Source organism: Desulfomonile tiedjei DSM 6799, from assembly GCF_000266945.1.
Taxonomy (GTDB): Bacteria; Desulfobacterota; Desulfomonilia; order Desulfomonilales; family Desulfomonilaceae; genus Desulfomonile; species Desulfomonile tiedjei.
This window is the reverse complement of record NC_018025.1, coordinates 6,174,043-6,189,250: the sequence shown is the minus strand read 5'-3', so window position 1 is coordinate 6,189,250 and position 15,208 is coordinate 6,174,043. Positions and strand designations below refer to the sequence as shown.

Sequence of the window (15,208 nt, the reverse complement as noted above, 5' to 3'; positions counted from 1 at the left end):
CTATGTCTCCACCGGTCGAAATACTAGCACGGCAGCCATTACAACGTAAACCATTGCGTCCGAAGCTGAAGACGCAATATATGCCGCGGTCAAAGAATGAACCATTCCAAGAGAAAACGCCGCAACAGCAGTTCCTTTGAGGTTACCCATGCCTCCTACAATGACAACGGCGAAGCAAAGAACAAGGATCTGGAAGCCCATGTAGGGGTCCAACGTACTGAGCGGAGCGTAGAGGACTCCTCCAAGAGCGGCCAGCGCGCTGCCCATTACAAAGACTATTGCGAAGTGTCTCTCTACATTGATTCCCAGGCTGCGAACTGCCTCTCGATCCTGAAGGCCCGCCACCACGATTTTTCCAACAAGGGTTTTCTTGAATAACAACTGCAGACCGAAGAATATCAGCACCGACGTCCCGATAATGACCAACCGGAATACCGGCATTACCAATGAGCCGGAAGTCCAGAGCACACCAATAGGATCGATGATCGGTAGGGGGCTTGCCCCGAAGATCCATTTCAGCAAGTCGGCTCCTATCAGGAGAACGGCGTAGGTGGCTATGATGGCATAATCTATGGACTGGCCGTACAGTCTCCTTATGACAAACCGTTCGATAAGATAGCTCAAAGGAATCGAAACTATGACAGCGGCTAAAACTCCAGCAAGAAAGCCCCCTCCCAACACGGTTACCACAGTGTACACTGCGTAGGCGCCCACTGCGTAAATCAGCCCGTGAGCAAAATTGACGATACCCATTGCTCCGAAAGTGAGGGACAGACCTATCGATATTATGTAAAGGATTCCTCCTATAGTAAGCCCGAACAGAATCGATTGCACGAAATTGGTCATGGGTTCGACCGCTCCTTTTCCAAAGCTCCTCCGGACTTGCTTAGATAACCCCAGATCCCTTCCCTAAACCAGAAAACGAAGATCAATAGAGCGAACCCCAGGAACATTTCCCACCGAACCACATAAATGGCCAAATAGTTGCTTATGGTCATGAAAGCCGTTCCTCCCACTACAGCCCCGATAACGCTGCCGGCACCTCCCATTAACGCAGCGAAGATCACTTCTACGTTTCGGGTAGGGGAAATGAGGCTGGTATTCGTGTAGGAAAGGTTAATGCTCATCAAAGCTCCGGCAAACGCTGCTATTGCACCCGAGATAATAAAGGTGATGTACTTGTAGAGAAAGGTATTGTACCCCAGGAACCTCACGCGAACCTCATTCTCCTTGATCGCCTTCAACAGGCTTCCGTACGGCGAGCGAACCAGAAGCAGCATCAAATAGACCACCAGGAGCAAGGAAGCCAGGCAAAAATAAAACCGAAATGTGCTTTGGCCGAAATTGATGAAGCCATACTTCTTGAAAAAAAGGGACAATCCGTCCTCGCCGCCTGTCCATTTATGCCAGGGGCTTAGTACCAGATAGGCTCCAACCTCGTTCAAGGCCAGATTCGAAAGAGCGAAAGCTGCATGCGACGTCTTGACCACCAACGTGCCCAACAGCGCAGCAACAGTTGCTCCCACGAGCACTCCGGCCAGGATCGATAGAAACGGATCGGGATAGATATGATAGGCGAACATGCCACAGCCGTAAGCGCCTGCTCCCAGGTACAGCATGTGTCCGAAGGAGAGCTGCCCCATATGGCCGTACAACAGGTCGAAAGAGATAACGAAGATGCAGAATATCATGAAATCCGTAATCTTCGGCAATGAAGTTGCATAACCGTAGATCAGGAAAGCTAGAGCCATACATGTCAATGTCAAGATCGGATTCTTTTCCACCTTGCCAAACATGCCATACCTCAGAACTCAGAGTTGGTCTTCATACGAAGAGGGATTTGCGATGGTCTTTTTATCGTCGATCTCGTGCGAAAAAACACCCTCCTTCATCACGTACACTCGATCCGCCAATCTTGCTACGGTAGAAAGGTTCTGTTCAACTACGACCATGGTGATCCGATTCTTCATCTTTAAAAGGATGTCTATGATTTCGCCGATGATGATAGCCGCCAGGCCTTCTGTGGGTTCATCTACAAGTAGTAACTGGGGATCTCCCACGAGCGCCCTTCCTATCAAAAGGATCTGTCGCTCTCCTCCTGAGAGCCCTTTGGCCTTGGAGTTGAGAAGCGTTCCCATCTTCGGGTGTATGGCTACCACTTTTGCAACGGCCTCGTCGAGGCTCTGACCTGTCGCGTAGGCCGCGAGTTCCAGGTTTTCGCGTACAGTCAGTTCGCTAAAGACTCTCTTATCCTGATAGACGTATTTTATGCCCATGCGAGCTACCTGTTCCAGGGGTATTCCATCTATTCTTTCACCTCTGAAGTCGACGGTGCCGCTGGTTGGCGACATGAATCCCCCGATCGTCTTCAACAAAGTAGTCTTGCCCGCTCCGTTGCGCCCCACGACGCACACCAGTTCGCCTTCGTTCAAACGCAGCGACACGCCATGCAAAACTTGAGCGTGTCCATAACAGACGTCGAGGTTCTCAACGGTTAGTAGCATTTCATCTCTTCCTTACCCCAATAGCACGCGGATACTTCGGGATCGCAGATGACTTGCTGCGGATCGCCCTGGCAAATCAGCCTGCCCTCATTGATTACGCACAACGTGTCGACCAGGTCCATTAACTTTGAAATCTTGTGCTCGATTATGACAATGGCGAACTGCCCTTTTATGCGGTTTATTACCTTGCTGATATGGGCTATATCCACCAAGCTGAGACCGGCAAAAGGTTCATCCAGGAGCAAGACTTGCGGTTGAAGGGAAAGGGCAAGGGCTATCTCCAACTCTCGTTTTTCGCCATACGACATATCTGAAGTTTTGATCTTTGCTTTTTCGGCGATTCCCAGTACGTCCAGAGCTTGCAGGCATTCCTCTTCTAGCTCCCGGTGATGCACATTTTTGAAGAAGAAACGAAGCTTGGAGCTGTAATCCCGACCATAGCGAACGCGGGCCAACATCATGTTCTCAAGGACCGTCATGGAATCGAAAACCGAGACCAACTGGAAGGTTCGTGCGATCCCCAGAATCACCCGCTCGTGTGAATGCATGTGGGTGATGTCTCTTCCCTGGTAAATTACCCGGCCTTTTTGAGGTCGGTAATAGCCCGTAAGCAGATTGAAGAATGTAGACTTGCCTGCTCCGTTCGGACCCATTATACCCGAGGTTTGACCTGGGAAGACTTCATACGTAATGTCGTTGACTGCGACCAGGCCGTCAAAGCTCTTGATTACCCCAGCGGTCGATAGGATCGGTTGCGCCATATTCGAGCCCTGTTTCGGTCATGGAGAGAGGAGGGGATTGCTCTCCCCTCTCTTTATAGAGATGAGTTAATAACCTTCACTCTTGAGAGATGGCAGATAATCGTCCCCTGTGTAGGCGCCGATGACTTTCACCAGATCCCATTTACTCTTACGCTCGCCGGGTCCTTTACCGACTACCACGAAGGCTCCGTATTTGAAAACAGGTTGGTGATCCTCACGCCATGTGCCAGGGCCTTTCATCGAGGCGAATTCCGGTTTCTTCATGATGGCTTCAGCGATCTTCTTCGGGTCGGTGGATTGGGCCAGTTCGATTCCCCGGACAAGTTCTTTGCATGCTACGTAGGTCATGCCGGCATAAGGATCCGGTGGTTCGCCGTACATCTTTTCGTATTGGTCCACAAAGGTCTTGCCTGCCTTGACAACTTCCGCATCTTGAAATCCCTCGAGGTTCCAATACCACGACATCAGGGAGTAAACCCCCTCCAGAGCTTCCGCGGGTACGCCGCTGCCGAAAACGTTGGTCATCCAGTTAAACCAAATTTTGGTTTTGTTTTTCAAGCCCAGTTCGTGAGCCTGTTTCAGAACAGAAATGGCGCCCGTGCCCCACTGTGCCATCATGCAGACATCAGGTTTCGCTTCTGCGATCTTCTGGATATAAGGGGTGTAGTCAGCAGTCTGGACAGGTGCTTCGTCGTAGACAACTTCAATTTTGTACTTCTCGAAAGCTGCTTTGGCTCCCGCATATTGGTCGCGTCCAAAAGCGTAAGCCGGGGCCAAAAAGTAGACTTTTTTGGGCTTCAGGTTATTCGCGATATATGCTGCACCGGAATACCCAATGGCGTAAGCGCTTCCATGAATACCGAAGGTCGAGGGAGCGAGCTCCTTTTTTTCGAACATTTCGATTGGGGCTACGCATGTGGTTATGTACAGCAGAGGCTCATTGACGACTTGATTGTTCAACGCTTTGGCAATGGCGGCAAAGGTCGAGCCTATCAGGCCGACCACCTTGTCTTCATTGCGTAGCTCTTTGAACCGACGGACAGCTACATCACCCTTGGTCTCGTCATCTCTCACCACCGCTTCAATGGGGATCTGCTTGCCTCCAAGCTTCACTCCACCAGCAGCGTTAATCTCTTTGATGGCCATCTCGGCGCCTTTGCTTTGCACCGGTCCAATCGGCGACGCCGGGCCGGTAAGTCCGAACATCAGGCCAACCTTGATCTTGTCGGGAGTCTGAGCAAATCCCTGAGTCATGGTCCCCAGAGTCAACAAAACCAACGTCAGGCAAATAAATAAAATACAGCCTCTGGTCTTCATCATCGTCCCTCCTTATCGTTTTGCACCTTTGAGCAGGTAGTGTATCCCTCCGTCTTGCTTTTCGATTATCTCCTTCTTATAGGCGACTCTGTGACGAAGATGGGTCCTTGACGCAGAGTCGGGGCTTATTTGTCCGGCGCACCGCCTGCCTCTTTGATAGCCCAGAAAACTTTTTCCGGGTCGGCCGGCAAAGAACGCACCCTTCCACCACACGCATTACAAATCGCATTCAGGATTGCCGGTGTTGCCGGTATATTGGGCATCTCACCGATTCCTTTGGCTCCGTACGGACCGAACTGGTTGGACATCTCCAGGATGATCGGATTAATATCAGGGACGTCCAGGGTAGTAGGTATGAGATAGTTTTGAAGGTTAGTGTTTTGGATGACACCTTCCCGAATGACCACTTCCTCCATCAACGCATATCCCAGCCCCATTGCCACACCACCTTCGATCTGGCCTTCCAGAGCACGCGGGTTGATGGCTTTGCCCACGTCAAAAGCTGCGACGTAATATTCGACCTCCACCTCGCCTGTTTCTACGTCCACTGCTACCTGAGCCATATGAGTAGAGTAGGTGTAAACAAAATAGGGATTGCCTTGACCGGTCTCGGGATCCAGGCTTGAGGCCGGTGGAGCCCACCACCCCTGACCGACAAGTCTTTTGCCGGTGGCCATGCAGCGGCCTGCTACCTTGCTGAATTCCAGCGAGGAAGCGGGATTCTCTCGATCAAACACCTTGCGGTCGCGGAATTCCACTTGCCCGGAAGCGACTCCGAGCATTTCCGAGGCTGCTTCGAGTAACGATTGTTTTACCTGGCGGGCGGCCTGAATGATGGCATTTCCCATCAGTGTAGTGGAGCGACTGCCAACGGTGGGGCCGGATTCCGGAACCAGGTCGGTGTCGGGCTGAACCAATCGAACGTCTTCCGGGAGAACCCCCAATTCTTCGGCGCAGATCTGGGGTAATACAGTGAAAGCCCCCTGCCCCATTTCCGTGATACCGGTATAAAGAAGTACGGAACCGTCCTCATGTACGTACACGTTTGCCCCGCAAGCATCGCCGCCCGTACCTATGCTCGTGCGGTACCAACCCATTCCGATGCCTACTCCGCGCCGTTTGCTTCGCTCCTTATCAATGTATCCGGTCTCAGTGGAGCGACGATCCCACTCAAACGCTTTGGCACAAGCTTCAAGGGTTTCCTTCAGTCCCACACTCTGGTCCAATACCTGACCGGTAGCCGTTTCCGACCCGAGTTGAAATGCATTCTTGCGCCGAATCTCCAGGGGGCTGATCCCCAGCTCGGCAGCCAGTTCGTCCATTATCTGTTCATGAGCGATGTGTACCTGAGGGGCGCCAAAACCACGCATTGCCCCTCCGTAAGGATGGTTTGTGTAACAAAGGTAAGCGTCCACCTTGGCGTTGGGAATCACGTATGGTCCCGGCATCATAACCATGGAATGTATGTGAGAGCCACCTGCCGGAGGAATCTTTGGACCCAGAGAAGCATAGGCTCCCTGTTCATCGTAGATCACCCCTTGGAACGCGACCAGAGTGCCATCTTTCTTGGCTCCGATTTTGACTTCCATGATCATTGGGTGTCGTTTGGCTGTCTGTATGGTGACTTCCTCTCGTTCCAGGCCAATACGTACAGGCATTCCGGTATGTTGGGCCAGTACCGCGGCACGGCATCCCAAATCGATGGGAGAGTCTTCTTTGCCTCCAAAACCGCCGCCCATGTGGATCTGGCGGCAACGGACCTTGTTGATGGGCAAACCTAGCACAGGGGCTATGTTACGCCGTACAGTAAAAGGAGCCTGCATCGGACCCTCAACGAGCATTGTGCCGTCCCGTTGCGGGATTGCCATGGCCACATCAGGCTCCATGTACGCGTGTTCCAGGAAAGGAACCTCATAGGTGCGTTCCAGAATCACGTCAGCCTCTTCGAAGCCTTTATCTACATCACCTTTTCGCAGCTTGTCATAAGAAAGCAGGTTGCCCCGTTCGTGAATCTTGGGAGCATCTTCCTTGATGGCATCGCGTGGATCGAATACCGCAGGCAAGGGCTCATAATCCACATCTATCAAAGCAAGCGCTTCATGGGCGATCTTCTCGGTTTCAGCGGCTACCAGGGCCACGCCGTCGCCTATAAAACGCACTTTATCGCCGCAGATGACCGGCTGGTCCGGAATAATGGCCCCGAACCCATTGCGTCCCGGCACATCTTTAGCAGTTAACACCGCCACCACGCCTTCCAGCGCCTTAGCTTTCGCAGTGTCAATCGACTTGATAAGCGCGTGGGGATACGGGCTGCGAAGAATCTTCCCATGCAGGAAACCTACTTGGGAGTAATCAGCCCCAAACATGAGTTTGCCGGTTACCTTCAGGGGATCGTCAGTCCTGTTCAAGGACTGTCCCACTACTGTCAGGTCGGCCTCTTTGAATTGTATGAATGGTAAGAAATCGGTCTTTTCTTTGACGAGGACCTGAACTTTTCTTTTGTCGTCGTGCTTGTCAGACATAGCTCCTGCCTCATGTGGAAGGAATCGGTTAGACCAATCCGGTCTTAAGACTGATTGGCGGCGGCTGCAGTCTTGACGGCTTCCACGATCTTCCTGTAGCCGGTGCAGCGACAAAGGACTCCGGATAGAGCCTTTCTTATCTCGTGTTCGTCAGGATTCGGGTTGCTGCTCAGAAGGGCGGCTGCATTCATTATCATCCCGGGTGTACAGAAACCGCACTGTGCAGCTCCTGCTTCCATGAATGCCTCTTGTAACGGATGCAAAGAACCGTCCGGTTTGCGCAAGCCCTCGATAGTGGTGACTTCCCTACCCTGAACTTTGATCGCCGGCATTAAGCATGAATTGTATGCTTTTCCATCGACCAGTACCGTACATGCACCGCATTCTCCCTCGCGACAACCGGCTTTGGTTCCCGTAAGGGCCAATTTTTCTCTGAGTAGATCAACCAGAAGGGTGGACGGCTCGACCGCCACCTCAACCGCTTCGCCGTTAAGCTTGAAAGAAATGTTTAGACTCATCATTAACCTCTCTTAGAAAACGCATCCCGCATCTTCCAGTGCTCTGCGAAGTCCCCGTTTCACCAATACCTTGACCATCTCCTGACGGTAGTCACAAGACCCTCTGAGAAGGCTGTCACGAGGGGAGCAGTAGGCATACGCACTTTCAGCAGCTTCCTGTAGTGTCTCAAGTGTCGCAGGCTTTCCTTTGACTACATCTTCTACGAGTCTGGAGCGGAACGGTGTGGGCGCGACTGGCCCCAATGCTATGGCTGCTTCGGTAATAGTCTTTTTCGCATCGTCCACGGTGACTACTACAGAGCACACCAGCATCGGAAGTGACAATGCTTTACGTTTGCTCAGTCGTAACGAGCATCCACCCCGGTTAGATCCGAGGGCTTTGAACTCGATGCGTGTCAGGATCTCCCGAGTCGGGTCAACGACGGTCTTTCCCACGTCCAGAAAGAAATCCGAGAGAGGTATTGTGCGCTCTCCATCTGCGGAAACAACAGTCACTCGAGCATCCAGCGCCAACAAAGGTATACTGGCATCGGCTGCCGGCTGACCGCTGACGAGATTACCCGCCACTGTAGCTACGGTGCGTATTTGAGGTGAACCAACTGCACCACTCGCAGTCGCCAAAAGACCAGCTTTCTCCCTGATCGGAGGCGAAGACTCTGTTTGAGCATGGGTAACCAGCGCGCCAAGGACTATAGTGTCTCCCTGCTGCTCGATCAGTCCCAGTCCCGGAATTCTCCCAATGTCTACGAGAGCGTCCACGGTGTAGTCGCAGCGGCGCAACGCCACGATGACGTCGGTGCCGCCAGCAATAATTCGAGCACGCCCCTTATATTCTCTCAACATCTGTAGGGCTTGGGACAGAGTCTCAGGAACCAGGTAGTCCTTCAGAGAAATGTCCCGGCGCCAATGCAACTCCTCAAAGGCTTGAGGCATGTTCCAACCTCCTCCTAAGTTCGTGAGGATAAGAGTTTTGCGGTTATTCGAATCAGATCAAGAAGTTTCGGTCCAAGCTGAGTTGGACAGTGATTTGGATTTTGAATGCGTTACCAACAGGCATAGAACTGAGCTCAGGAGTCACTCCGTCAGGCTCTCTCTCCGTTTCTGCCGTTGCTCGTGTCATGGTCGGTGCAACCCGTTTTCCTCATGGACTCCTGGCGCTCCTCCTGCAGCTCTTCAAGAGAGTGTTCTACCTCGCACACATGCTCCTGCATTCGGCTGGCAGTAAGCTCGGGTTCGCGTGAGCGAAGAGCTTCCAGAATGCGCTGGTGGGCAGTAAAGAGTCTTTCCTGGAAGTCATTACCCGGCCTGAGGCGATTCTTGGATTCCGCCAACCCGCTATTGACAAAGTCTTGGATGAGCATGAACACGGGATTTCCGCTCGCCTTGGCGATTATGCGATGAAACTCTATCTCGTGTTCGTATGTGGAATCGCCACGTGCCATAGACTCCAGACAACATGCCTGAGTGGCCGCCAGATCGTCCAGGTCCTTGGGAGTCATCCGCTCAGCCGCCAACCGGGCCAAATGAGGTTCAAAAACCTTTCGTACTTCCGAAAGATCCCGTATGGAAACATTCTGAAAATAAAGAAAATTCGATATAGACTCCCGGGCAGTCTTCAGGTCGACTTCGAGCACTACTGCGCCGCCACATGCTCCCTTCCGCACCTCAATAAACCCCATTACCTCAAGGGCTCTCATAGCTTCACGCAGCGTGTGCTTACTTACTCCAAAATCGCAGACCAGTTCCTTTTCGGGGGGCAACCTGTCGCCCGGATTAAGTGTGCCACTGAGTATGGCATCCCGAATCTGGGAGATAATATCCAATGAGACTTTGTTCTGCTGCACTTCTCGAAACACAGCAAGAATCCTCTGTTTTTTGGTTCTCAGAGATCGACAGGACGTTTACTTTTTCTACATGTGCGCGGCATAACCGTCAAGGAGAAAATTCAAATATTTGGATAATTCCTACTGGCCTATTACTTACCGCAAATGTCTTCTAACAGTGCTCTCTAATCAGTGCCAAAGATTCTGTCATTTATCCCGCGTGTGAATTACAGAATATTGGTAGGAACCGGCGTCTCTGCGGTCAATCATAGCGATATCATTTATGAATATCTTGAGTCGAAGTAATCTCATACGGTTTATTTTCTCCACGGAAATCGAGGTCAAGAGCGGTTAAGGAAGGCTTCGGGCGGAAAGCATATAGTCTTGATGAGGTTGAAAGCTATTCGGTACGTCCGATCGTCACTCTGCGTCTCCCCGGAGCCGGCTCGCCTCGGGTTGAATTCCATCACATCCATTCCGGCCAGAGTGATATCCTGATCCAATAATTTTCTCAGAGATTTCGCTATCTTGTATATTTGGTTTTCATTTATGCCCTGATAGTTTTGGAACCTGACGCCTCCAAGGGCATTCCGTGCACCGATGTCCATATCTATGGAAATATAGACGTATGGAGTTTTCACTCGACGGATCAAATTATTTAGTGCAGCGGGGCTGAGAGATAAGTCTTTCTTTGTCAGTATCTTAACGCCATTTCTCTTAAGGGTGGAGTAACAGTCCACATAGTTCTTTATTCTGTCATCTTTGATCCGAAAAGCGCGCTTTGGAGGAAAATCGCTTATTCCAATGAGATAGAGATTTTCCGGATCGACCGCGCCGTCTTCCAGAAGATACTGGAGAAACGAGCTGGCATTATATGAATCAGGGCGATTTCGCAGGAACGGGTCATTGGGATCATGCATAGACTCAGGGTTTGTCGCCATATCATACTGGATGGCTCCTGACATTACAGATGTGGGCAACGAATCCACATGACTGTCGACGACGATCAGAGAAATCTCCGCGGGTCTGTAGAATGAAACTGACGAACCAAACACGCCGCCGGTCAAAGAATGGTCGACACCAATCATGCAAGGGATATTAGGAAAGATATATTCTTCTGCAAACTTACCGGCTGCTTGCGCAAAATCCCGACACCCATTCCCATCTATAAAGTAAATGAGGTTGTCCAGGGTGATGTTTTTTCTTGCGATTGTTGGAGGTATTGGACTAAGCCATGGAGGGACATCGATTACGCCCCTTTCCTCCCAGGTCTCGGGGGCGAGTTCCTGACGAACAAGTCTCATGATTTCGGAATAAGGGTCGCTCTTTTGCGAATCTGTCTCACTCAGATGAATTTTCTCCTGAATGGATTCATCCCTTTCGTCAGGATCCAACGCACATCCAAAAAAGACCGGACGCCTATCTGAAGCCGTCATTGCTTGCCAGCACACTCAGAAGAAATCCTTTCCAATCCTTCCGAGGCAAAAGGTGGGAAGGATTGGAAGGGAGAGTATAGACTATTTGCGATGAAAATTGTCTCTTGCTTTCTTCATCTGAAGTAAGTTTTCCAAAGGAGATCGAGGAGCAATACCACATCCGGGTGTAAGAAAATCTGTGCCGTTTTCGAGAGCCGCAATTGCTTCCTGATAGCACTCTTCCGGTTTGCCCATGAAAAGCGTTGTCGCTGTCGCAACGTTTCCGAAAACTTTTACACCCTTGGGGCCGGCAATCTCTTTCGCCTTCTTCATATCAGCTTTTTCTTCGATGCTGATCCCAGCAACACCCGAATCACACATGAGGCCTATAATAGAATCGGTATTCCCGCAAATATGCAGTACCAGCGGTCCCTTGGACTTACTGACCACCTCTTTCATAAGGGGAAGCATGAACTTTGCCCACGACCTTCCACTCATGACTGCCGGACCCGAAGTCGGTTCTGCCAGCACGTAGTAATCAGCTCCGTTGTCAAAGGCAAAATTGATTGCGTCAATCGCAGCCTGTGTAGTGACTTCCAGAACTTTTTGGACATCGGCGGGTCTCTTAATAGTCCACTTCATGAATTCTTCCGCGCCGACGAGGTTCGCTGCCGCGGTAAAAGGACCCTCGGTCTCGCCAAATATAGCGACTTCATCGCCAATCTTGTCTTTGAGCATCTGGAAATGCTGTTTGTAGACGGGAAAACGGCCCCTTTGCAGAAAATCAGAAGGATAATCGAGTCCTTCGAGACTTTCGGCAAAAGGGTGTTCCTTGATGGAGTACTGCCGGTCAATCTCGGTCGGACCGAGGGTACATCCGAGAGCTTCGCTGATGGCAGTGATATCCCACCCCATGGCCTTGATCCATTCGAATCCGGCATACCGGTAACCTGCCAAGGCGAGTTCCGTCATTGCTACGGGGTCGGTATCTGCAAGTGGCCTCTGATAGCCGCACTTCTCCATCAGATCTACTACTCCGTAAGTAGTCGTACAGCCGTAAAGAGTCTCATCGCTACCAGAACCCGAAAGGCGGTTCATGAATTTTTCTTTGAGCGTCATGTCAGCAATCTCCAATCATCTGAGATAAGCCCTCATTAGACAGATAGGATGTCTCTAGCAGGGCAGAGGACCAGCCACTAACGTGATCCATCCAGCATCCCCTGGCCCTGTTGACCTAGAGCTTATCCTATAACCATCACCAGGTGATGAATGCAACTCCCTAAAAAGGTTGGTTTTTCATCTATGCTTTTTTCTGAAGCACTTTGCTGTCTGCCGTGAAAAACATCGCTATTGCACCAATAGCTAGAGCAATAATACATGCTATGAAAGAGGCCTGATACGCACTTACCGGGAATTTGTCCCCGACCTTTCCGTAAGAATCCAGGACCATTCCCATCACAGCCTGGAAAAGCGCTCCACCGACAAAATACCAGATGTTGAGCATGCCATTCGCGGTGGCAATGAAGCTATGCGGTTGTCCCTCGGCAATGTGAGCATAGTTGGGAACGTAAGCTCCGGAGAAGAAGCCCATTATGAAAAGAAGCGGATAAAACATGCCTACCGGAATCTTATCCGGCCAAAACACCAAGGGTACCCAAGTCAGGGCGTAAATGATGATACCGTAGAATGAGGCATTCCTTCGCGATTTCAAAATCCTGTCGGAAATGTACCCGAAAGCAAAGCAACCAACTGCCATGCCGATCGGCCATAACATCAATATATTAGCTGCTTCTTGTTTCGGAAGACCGTAGGTCTGCTGCAGGAACGGGATGCACCATAGACCCTGGAAGCCCATTACGGTTCCATAGATCACAAATGCGTAGATGGCTATTAGCCAATAGTTCTTCATCCCGAACAGCCTTTTTACGTTTTCGCTAAAAGTGACTTTTTGAGTGGTCTGGACAGAATAATAATCGACTCCGTCGATCTCTGAAACTGTGGGGAGATTCTTGTCACTCGGCTTATTTCTCAGGATAATATAATTCAAGATAGCAACAATGGCCATGAATGCTCCAAGCCAGTAGAAGGACGCCCTCCAACCAACTATTCCAACAAGGAAAGCCAGAGGAGCAGCGGCCAGCACTGCGCCGGCGTTACCCACTGTGAGCATAACACCGGTAAGCGTGGCGAATTCCTTGGGTCGAAACCAGTTGGCCAAAATTCTCATACAGGGTATCCACACGACTGCAACACCGACTCCCATGAGGAAACGACCGACGATAATCCATCCGAACGTGTAGGCCAAGCCGAAAAGCGCTGTACCGATGGCCGCGATGATAAAGAAAACGGTTACTGAAATCCTGGGGCCAAAGCGATCCGATAAAATACCCGAGGGGATCTGCATTGCAGCATAAGGATAGAAATACATTGACGACAAGATCCCCAGGCTTGTAGCCGTCAAGCCGAACTCTTTCATGAGTTCCGGGGCTATTACTGCAGGGGCCACGCGATCGAAGTAAACAAAGATATAGGTCAGCAACAGCATTCCATAGCAGATCCATCTGTATTTGAGCATCTGTGCTGCCAAATCAGAATACTGCATGCTTCCAGCAACCGTCTCAACGTTTGATTGACTCATGGTATCACCTTTCATTTACCAGACCGAGACATGTTAGAGATAACCTTCTGACCCTTTGGAGCCATGATGGCCGTCCACGATCTCTCAGAGCCGAACTATTCCTCTGGAAAAACCTCAGCCAAAATCCCCCAATGAAAGTAAGATGCAATCGGTCGACACCGACGCAATGTCATCAAAACCAATAACGCTGGGCTGCGAACCGATACGGTATCTGCCATGCGAGCCATGGCAAGGTGCTTAACGGGAATTCTGACAGTTCTGTTCGCTTATTCTATAGAATCAATTACCTCCTTTCCTGATTCGATAGGTTATCGAACTGAGACTTGGCCTATAGGTTGCTCATACCAAGTCTCAGATTCTTTAAGTTGCAGCTCAGTCGTCATCACTTCCGACAAGTACTTGATCGACCAGCTCTGTCAGATCGTGGACTTTGATTTGAGAGCTGATTCTCTTTGCGCCTTCGTTAAGGTTGAAATGGCAGAAGGGACAGATAGAGACAATTCTTTCGGCTCCAGTATCCATTCCTTCCTGGACTCTCAGACTGGCGTTCTTCTTCGCCCAATCTCCAAAACCTGTCATCACGCCTCCTCCCCCACCGCAGCAGAATGAGTTGGCTCGATTCCGTTTCATCTCCAGAAATTCAATTCCAGGAATGGCTTTCAGAAGATCTCTGGGTTGTTCGTAAAGACACTCGCTCTGATCCACATCCAGATAGGCTCCTTTCCAGAGTTCCTTACCTTCGTGGTCAATGATAAACTTGTTCAGATGCCTGCCTGTGTGGCAGGGATCATGATAGGTGACTTTCCAGGGGAGCTCCCCTTTGAATTTGAGCTTTCCTTCTTTATAGGCACGATTGAGATAGTCAGCCGTGTGCACGACTTCAATACCTTCCATTACCGCGTCATATCCGGAAGACAGCGAATAATCCTTCTTGATCGCCCGGTAGCAACCGGCGCAGGAACTGATAATTGTTTTCACTCCGCGTTCGTCACGCAGCCATTTGAAGGTCTCCAGATTCTTCGTGGCTACTCTCTTGAATTCTTCAGCGTCTCCCACCCGCATTGCCGTAGAGCCGCAGCATATCTCGTTCTCACCCAGGATTCCGAAATCCATCCCAAGTTTTTGGAAAATAGACGCTGTTGCGGTGGGGACAGCTCTCGCCGCTGTGTTAAAGGCTCCAGTGCATCCCACAAAGAAAAGCACCGGGGCAGGTTCCTTGTTTAGATCCTTGATGGGTTTACCGGCCTTCTTGAATGGACGAGTCCAATCTGTTCTCACTCGCCTCGGGCCCTGGTATGGGTTGTTGTAGTTCTTCATAGACTGCAGGAGATTCTTGTGAAGGGGCATCGGCCCCACGCCTTCTTCCACAGCCTTGCGCCTCATCGCCTCTATGATTTCCGGGATGAAAGGCTTGTGATCTAGCTGACACTGATTTTGACAACCAGCGCAAATGGTACATTTGTAAATGGCTTCCAGAAGCTCTTCATCCCAAGGGAGTTCGCCACTCAGAATACCTCGAGCGAAGGCAATCTTCCCTTTGGAAGCCGTGAGGCCTTCGAATCCAAATTCTGTCCCAGCAGGGCAGATCTCGCCAAACGTTGGTGGTGGACCGTAGTCATACGCTATCTTACAGGTACCGCATGCGGTGCACCTCCAGATTTTATCCTCTAGCTCTTTGAGCTCCGCAATCTTCCAGTCCATTGTTCCTCA

The 15,208-nt window shown here is 50.7% G+C and carries 13 protein-coding genes; all 13 read right to left on the bottom strand.

All coding sequences use genetic code 11. From position 1 onward, the window contains the following. The 13 genes from DESTI_RS26625 to DESTI_RS26565 all read right to left on the bottom strand — a co-directional run bounded on the left by DESTI_RS26625 (position 1) and on the right by DESTI_RS26565 (position 15,199). Positions 1-846, bottom strand: a complete 846-nt coding sequence (locus DESTI_RS26625; RefSeq protein WP_014813058.1) for a branched-chain amino acid ABC transporter permease — start codon at positions 844-846, stop codon at positions 1-3. Next, entirely contained in the window at positions 843-1,796 is a 954-nt protein-coding gene (locus DESTI_RS26620; protein ID WP_014813057.1) for a branched-chain amino acid ABC transporter permease, read from the bottom strand. Before DESTI_RS26620 ends, DESTI_RS26625 begins: the two co-directional genes overlap by 4 nt. Before the next feature lie 15 nt (positions 1,797-1,811). Further along, positions 1,812-2,504: an ABC transporter ATP-binding protein gene (locus DESTI_RS26615; protein ID WP_014813056.1), complete on the bottom strand. Its 693-nt coding sequence runs from the start codon at positions 2,502-2,504 to the stop codon at positions 1,812-1,814. Beyond that, the gene (locus DESTI_RS26610) at positions 2,495-3,265 is read right to left on the bottom strand and encodes an ABC transporter ATP-binding protein (protein ID WP_014813055.1); all 771 of its coding nucleotides are present in this window, start codon (positions 3,263-3,265) and stop codon (positions 2,495-2,497) included. Before DESTI_RS26610 ends, DESTI_RS26615 begins: the two co-directional genes overlap by 10 nt. 66 nt (positions 3,266-3,331) lie before the next feature. Further along, the gene (locus DESTI_RS26605) at positions 3,332-4,585 is read right to left on the bottom strand and encodes an ABC transporter substrate-binding protein (protein WP_041286524.1); all 1,254 of its coding nucleotides are present in this window, start codon (positions 4,583-4,585) and stop codon (positions 3,332-3,334) included. A gap of 122 nt (positions 4,586-4,707) precedes the next feature. Beyond that, on the bottom strand, positions 4,708-7,104 hold the full coding sequence (locus DESTI_RS26600; RefSeq protein WP_014813053.1) for a xanthine dehydrogenase family protein molybdopterin-binding subunit: 2,397 nt from the start codon (positions 7,102-7,104) through the stop codon (positions 4,708-4,710). 44 nt (positions 7,105-7,148) lie between these two features. Then, positions 7,149-7,622, bottom strand: a complete 474-nt coding sequence (locus DESTI_RS26595; protein WP_014813052.1) for a (2Fe-2S)-binding protein — start codon at positions 7,620-7,622, stop codon at positions 7,149-7,151. Positions 7,623-7,634: 12 nt separating this feature from the next. Continuing rightward, complete coding sequence (locus DESTI_RS26590; RefSeq protein ID WP_014813051.1) at positions 7,635-8,555, bottom strand: FAD binding domain-containing protein; 921 nt, start codon at positions 8,553-8,555, stop codon at positions 7,635-7,637. A gap of 149 nt (positions 8,556-8,704) precedes the next feature. Next, positions 8,705-9,478 carry a FadR/GntR family transcriptional regulator gene (locus tag DESTI_RS26585; protein ID WP_014813050.1) on the bottom strand — a complete coding sequence of 258 codons (774 nt, stop codon included), beginning with the start codon at positions 9,476-9,478 and terminating at the stop codon, positions 8,705-8,707. Between the two features lie 308 nt (positions 9,479-9,786). Further along, entirely contained in the window at positions 9,787-10,839 is a 1,053-nt protein-coding gene (locus DESTI_RS26580) for an arginase family protein (RefSeq protein WP_157212285.1), read from the bottom strand. A 123-nt stretch (positions 10,840-10,962) separates the two neighbouring features. Then, positions 10,963-11,979, bottom strand: coding sequence for an MtaA/CmuA family methyltransferase (locus DESTI_RS26575; protein ID WP_014813048.1), 1,017 nt, complete (start codon positions 11,977-11,979; stop codon positions 10,963-10,965). A 181-nt stretch (positions 11,980-12,160) separates the two neighbouring features. Beyond that, a complete protein-coding gene (locus DESTI_RS26570) occupies positions 12,161-13,498 on the bottom strand; it encodes an MFS transporter (protein WP_014813047.1) in 1,338 nt (445 codons plus the stop codon). Between the two features lie 372 nt (positions 13,499-13,870). Further along, positions 13,871-15,199, bottom strand: coding sequence for a (Fe-S)-binding protein (locus DESTI_RS26565; RefSeq protein ID WP_014813046.1), 1,329 nt, complete (start codon positions 15,197-15,199; stop codon positions 13,871-13,873). Between the last annotated feature and the right edge of the window lie 9 nt (positions 15,200-15,208).

Excerpts from the sequence above, each read along its gene's own strand:
- DESTI_RS26625 (WP_014813058.1), bottom strand. The coding sequence starts at position 846 with ATGACCAATTTCGTGCAATCGATTCTGTTCGGGCTTACTATAGGAGGA.
- DESTI_RS26620 (WP_014813057.1), bottom strand. The coding sequence starts at position 1,796 with ATGTTTGGCAAGGTGGAAAAGAATCCGATCTTGACATTGACATGTATG.
- DESTI_RS26615 (WP_014813056.1), bottom strand. The coding sequence starts at position 2,504 with ATGCTACTAACCGTTGAGAACCTCGACGTCTGTTATGGACACGCTCAA.
- DESTI_RS26610 (WP_014813055.1), bottom strand. The coding sequence starts at position 3,265 with ATGGCGCAACCGATCCTATCGACCGCTGGGGTAATCAAGAGCTTTGAC.
- DESTI_RS26605 (WP_041286524.1), bottom strand. The coding sequence starts at position 4,585 with ATGATGAAGACCAGAGGCTGTATTTTATTTATTTGCCTGACGTTGGTT.
- DESTI_RS26600 (WP_014813053.1), bottom strand. The coding sequence starts at position 7,104 with ATGTCTGACAAGCACGACGACAAAAGAAAAGTTCAGGTCCTCGTCAAA.
- DESTI_RS26595 (WP_014813052.1), bottom strand. The coding sequence starts at position 7,622 with ATGAGTCTAAACATTTCTTTCAAGCTTAACGGCGAAGCGGTTGAGGTG.
- DESTI_RS26590 (WP_014813051.1), bottom strand. The coding sequence starts at position 8,555 with ATGCCTCAAGCCTTTGAGGAGTTGCATTGGCGCCGGGACATTTCTCTG.
- DESTI_RS26575 (WP_014813048.1), bottom strand. The coding sequence starts at position 11,979 with ATGACGCTCAAAGAAAAATTCATGAACCGCCTTTCGGGTTCTGGTAGC.
- DESTI_RS26570 (WP_014813047.1), bottom strand. The coding sequence starts at position 13,498 with ATGAGTCAATCAAACGTTGAGACGGTTGCTGGAAGCATGCAGTATTCT.
- DESTI_RS26565 (WP_014813046.1), bottom strand. The coding sequence starts at position 15,199 with ATGGACTGGAAGATTGCGGAGCTCAAAGAGCTAGAGGATAAAATCTGG.